Raw genomic sequence first — 4,509 nt, forward strand, 5'->3', positions numbered from 1 at the left:
GTCTCCGCCGCCCCCGCCCAGCCGCTGCGGCCCACCGCGGTCGCCCCGGCGGTGGGGCAGCCACGACCGCCGACAGCGGCGGCCAGCTACCCGCGCGGGGCCGCCTCGGTACCGCAGGCCGCAGCCCGGCCGGCCCCGCCGCCCGGGTACGTGGGGCAGGTCGGCCCGACACCGCCGCCGTCCACCCCGGGACGGTCGCGGCCCGGAACGGTGCTCGTGGCCGTCCTCCTCGCCGTACTGGTCCTGCTCTGCTCGGGCGTGATTTCCTACAAGCTGCGCAAGGGAACCCAGTCGGCACCGGTCACACCGCGGACCGTGGTCTCCGGCGCGCTACGGTTCGACGGACGCGACGATGTGACCCAGACCCCGTACCGTCAGTTCGAGCGGCTCCGACTGACCAGCGGCGAGACGACGACGAGCGAAGGACGACAGACGCGATGACAGCCCAGGCCCGCCTGCTCGGTGGCAGGTATCAGGTCGGCGAGCTGCTCGGCTACGGCGGCATGGCTGAGGTGCACCGCGGTCGCGACCTCCGGCTCGGTCGGGACGTCGCGATCAAGATGCTTCGTACGGACCTCGCCCGGGATGCCACGTTCCAGATGCGGTTCCGCCGTGAGGCGCAGAACGCGGCGTCGCTCAACCACCCGGCGATCGTGGCCGTCTACGACACCGGTGAGGAGACCGCGCCGACCGGCGAGACGCTGCCGTTCATCGTCATGGAGTTCGTCAACGGCCGCACCCTCAAGGAGGTGCTGGCCGCCGAGGGGCGGCTCCAGCCGCGACGGGCGCTGGAGATCTGCGCGGACGTCTGCGCGGCGCTGGAGTTCAGCCACCGGCACGGCATCATCCACCGGGACATCAAGCCCGGCAACGTGATGCTCACCCAGACCGGCCAGGTCAAGGTCATGGACTTCGGTATCGCCCGCGCCCTGGCCAGCGGTGCCACCACCATGACGCAGACCAGCGCGGTGATCGGCACGGCGCAGTACCTCTCCCCGGAGCAGGCCCGGGGCGAGGCGGTCGACGCCCGCTCGGACGTCTACGCGGCGGGCTGCGTGCTCTTCGAGCTGCTCTGCGGGCACCCGCCGTTCGTCGGGGACAGCCCGGTGAGCGTCGCCTACCAGCACGTCCGGGAGGCGCCGCCGACGCCGAGCGACATCAACCCGGACGTGAATCCGGCGGTCGACGCGATCGTGTTGAAGGCGCTCTCGAAGAACCCGCTGAACCGCTACCAGAGCGCCGCCGAGATGCGGGCCGATCTGCTGCGCGCCGCCGCCGGCCGGCCGGTGCTGGCCACGCCGGTGATGCGCGAGCAGGAGACCATGCCGATGGCCCCGGCCGCCGCGGGCTATCCGGTCGGCGGTGGGGCTGCCCCGCCGACCCGACAGATCCCGGCCCGGGTCGGCGACCCGCGCCGCCGCCGGGCGTCGTCCTGGTTGATCGCGCTCTTCTCGGCAGTGGGTGTGCTCGCGGTGATCGCCCTGGTCGCCGCCCTGCTGATGAACGGCAAGGGCGAGGAGCTGCGGCGGGTGCCGTCGCTGACCGGCATGACCCAGCAGGAGGCGTTCCAGGCGATCCAGACCGCCGGCTTCGCCCCGCAGGCCGGCGAGCAGGTGAACAACCCCACCTGCGAGAAGGGCACGGTCGTCGCGCAGAACCCGGCCCCGGACACCGAGCTCGAGCCCAGCCGGACGGTGACCATCCAGGTCTGCGGCGGGCCGAACACGCGGACCATCCCGAACGTGGTCAACTCCAGCTTCGACAGCGCTAAGCAGCAGCTCGAGGGCCTGGGCTTCAAGGTCAACGCGCCGAAGGAGAAGGACAGCTCTCGGGAGAAGAACACCGTCCTCGAGATGGACCCCGAGCCCGGCAAGGAGGTCGCCGAGGGCACCGCGATCACGCTCACCGTCTCCAAGGGCAACGTCGGGCAGGTGCCCCGAGTGCTCGGCGCGACCGAGGACGACGCCCGGGAGGAGCTCGAGGACGCCGGTTACCGGGTTCGGGTCCGCGAGGGGAGCGAGGTGCCCGCGGATCAGGCCGGCCGGGTGGAGCGGCAGACTCCCGAATCGGGCGCGAACCTGCCGCGCGGTCGGGAGGTCACCATCTATGTGACAGTCCCCGCCCCGGACGCGCCGCCGAGCGATTCAGGCTCGCCCACGCCGACGGCGACGCCGACCACGCCTGGCACCGGTGGCGGTAGTGGATTCCCGATGCCTCCCCTGCCGCCGGGCTTCCCCCGCAACGACTGAGCCGGGCCGGCACGACGTGTCGGAAGGTCGGGGTATCCGCCTGAGCGGACACCCCGACCTTCCGGTAACTCGTGTCGGTCATGGTGCCGGTCGGCGGGGTGACCCGGCGGCCGCTCGACGTCCCCGGCACCGCCCGCCGGTCCGGGTTGACAGGGCCTGGCGGCAGCGCGTGGATTCGGGGGGCCTGGGGCGTGCTGTCGCAGGCGGCCCGGCGGCTGGTGGATCAGGCGGCGCTGAAGGCGGCCCGGCGGCGGGCGTCGACCTCGGCGGCCAGCGCCGGGGCGCGCTCCAGCGCCTCGGGGTGGCCGCAGGCGGCGAGCCAGTTGGCGAGCATCAGGTGCCCGCCCTCGGTGAGCACCGACTCCGGGTGGAACTGCACGCCCTCGATGGGAAGGCTGCGGTGACGCATCGCCATCACCACCCCGGAGCCGGTCCAGCCGGTGGCCTCCAGCTCGTCCGGCAACGTCTCGGGCAGCACCGCGAGCGAGTGGTACCGGGTCGCGGTGAACGGGTCCGGCAGGCCGGCGAGTACGCCGACCGATTCGTGCCGCACCTCGGAGGTCTTGCCGTGCAGCAACTCCGGCGCGCGGGCGACGGTCGCGCCGAACGCCTCACCGATCGCCTGATGACCGAGGCAGACGCCGAAGATGGGCAACTCGCCGGCGTACTCGCGGATGACGTCCAGGCAGATCCCGGCCCGATCGGGGCTACCCGGCCCGGGCGAGAGCAGGATCCCGGCCGCGCCGAGCCTCCCCACCTCGGCGACGTCGATCTCGTCGTTGCGGCGTACCTCGCACTCCACCCCGAGCTGGCCGATGTACTGCACGAGGTTGAAGACGAACGAGTCGTAGTTGTCGATCACAAGGACGCGCATGGTCTCACCGGTTCGGGGAGGCGGGCGGGGTGTTGTTCCGCTCGGTGTCGTACGGCAGGTCGTGCTCGTCGCCGGCTGGGGCGTCGTCACCGGGTATGACCTCGCCGGGCGGCCCACCGGGCACCTCGGAGTCCTGGGTGACCTGCACGTCGTCGAAGGGCAGCAGCGGTTCGGCCCATGGGAAGACCACGTACCAGAGCAGGGCCACCGTCGCGGCGGTGAGTAGTACGGACCCGGTCAGCTTGCCGACCAGGCCGAACGGGAGCTTGCGCCAGATCCACCCGTACATCGCCGTCAGCCTCCCAGCTCCGTGGGGCGACCCTCGGCCTTCGGCTGCGTCCGGTCCAACTCGGCATGGACGATCAACCGCTGGTAGTTGTCGAACTTGGGGTTGCACGTGGTGAGGGTGAGCATTCGTTTGGTCGGCTTCTCACCGGGCTCGCCCGGGACCGGCGCCACCACCTCCACCTGGGTGGGCTTGACGATCCGGGTCTGGGAGACCTTGTAGACGTACCAGTCGGTCTTGCTCTCGACCACGATCACGTCACCGTCGCGCAGCTCGTCGAGACGCCAGAAGGTGGCGCGGTTGCGGTGACCGGCTACGGAGAAATTGCCGACCTGACCTGGCAGGGCGCTCTCCGGGTAGTGGCCCGGGGCATATCGGATGTCGGCCTGGGTCACACCTTCGACGACGACCCAGTTCTTCTCGAGCTTGGGGATGTAGAGGCCCGCGATCGGCTTGCCCCGCACGGGTGGGGAAGGCTTGGCCGACGGTGCGGCGGGAGCGGAGACCGTCGGGTCCCCGGTCGGCCCCCACGCCTGCGCGAGCTGCTGGCTGAGGTCGTTCTGGTGGGCGTCCACGATCGCGGACTTACCCCACACCTCGTAACCCGCGAAGAGCAGCACGACCAGGCCGAAGGTCATCAGGACCTCGCCGGTGACCCGCAGGCCGCTGCGGAGCCGGGAGCCGAACGACGGGCGGGTCAGCTCCGAGTAGACGCTCTTGTAACCCTTGCCGGTCTGCTCCGGGCGCAGCTTGACGACCCGCTCGCCCCGCCGGGGACGTGGCGGCTCGGTGGGCCCGGTATCAGCTGGCTCGTCCACTTCCGGCGTCTTCGGCACTGCGCCCATCAACGCGGTGGAGTCGAGCGCCGGAGGCCGCGCCGGAGCGGCGGAGACGGCCGGGATGAGTGCGGTGGCCCCGGGGTCGGCGGCCGGCGAGCCCGCAGCGATCGGCGTGCCGGAGGAGCGTTCGCCGCGCGGAGTGACAGTGGGGATGAGCGCGGTCGGGCCGTCGCCGACGCCGGCCGGCGGGCGTCCACTGCCCGACGGCGGGGTGCCCGGCGACGCCGGGGCGGGAGGCCCGCTCGCGGCGTCGGGCGGGGC

The 4,509-nt window shown here is 72.2% G+C and carries 4 protein-coding genes and 1 pseudogene; 2 read left to right on the plus strand and 3 right to left on the minus strand.

Features of this window, described 5'->3' with window-relative positions; all coding sequences use genetic code 11:
* Window positions 1–441, plus strand: a pseudogene (locus tag E1211_RS32830) (serine/threonine protein kinase); the annotation flags it as partial.
* The gene (gene pknB, locus E1211_RS30900; protein ID WP_132353581.1) at window positions 438–2,249 is read left to right on the plus strand and encodes a Stk1 family PASTA domain-containing Ser/Thr kinase; all 1,812 of its coding nucleotides are present in this window, start codon (window positions 438–440) and stop codon (window positions 2,247–2,249) included. The pseudogene E1211_RS32830 and the gene pknB, both read left to right, overlap by 4 nt.
* 223 nt (window positions 2,250–2,472) lie before the next feature.
* Here pknB and E1211_RS30905 read toward each other — a convergent pair whose 3' ends face one another.
* The 3 genes from E1211_RS30905 to E1211_RS30915 form a co-directional block, all read right to left on the minus strand.
* Window positions 2,473–3,123, minus strand: coding sequence for an aminodeoxychorismate/anthranilate synthase component II (locus E1211_RS30905; RefSeq protein WP_132353583.1), 651 nt, complete (start codon window positions 3,121–3,123; stop codon window positions 2,473–2,475).
* A gap of 4 nt (window positions 3,124–3,127) precedes the next feature.
* Window positions 3,128–3,412, minus strand: coding sequence for a hypothetical protein (locus E1211_RS30910; RefSeq protein ID WP_132353585.1), 285 nt, complete (start codon window positions 3,410–3,412; stop codon window positions 3,128–3,130).
* Between the two features lie 5 nt (window positions 3,413–3,417).
* Window positions 3,418–4,509, minus strand: a 1,092-nt coding sequence (locus E1211_RS30915) for a class E sortase (protein WP_243709785.1), incomplete at its 5' end; no start/stop codon positions are given.

The sequence above is a fragment of the Micromonospora sp. 15K316 genome (genome assembly GCF_004348525.1).
Taxonomy (GTDB): Bacteria; Actinomycetota; Actinomycetes; order Mycobacteriales; family Micromonosporaceae; genus Micromonospora.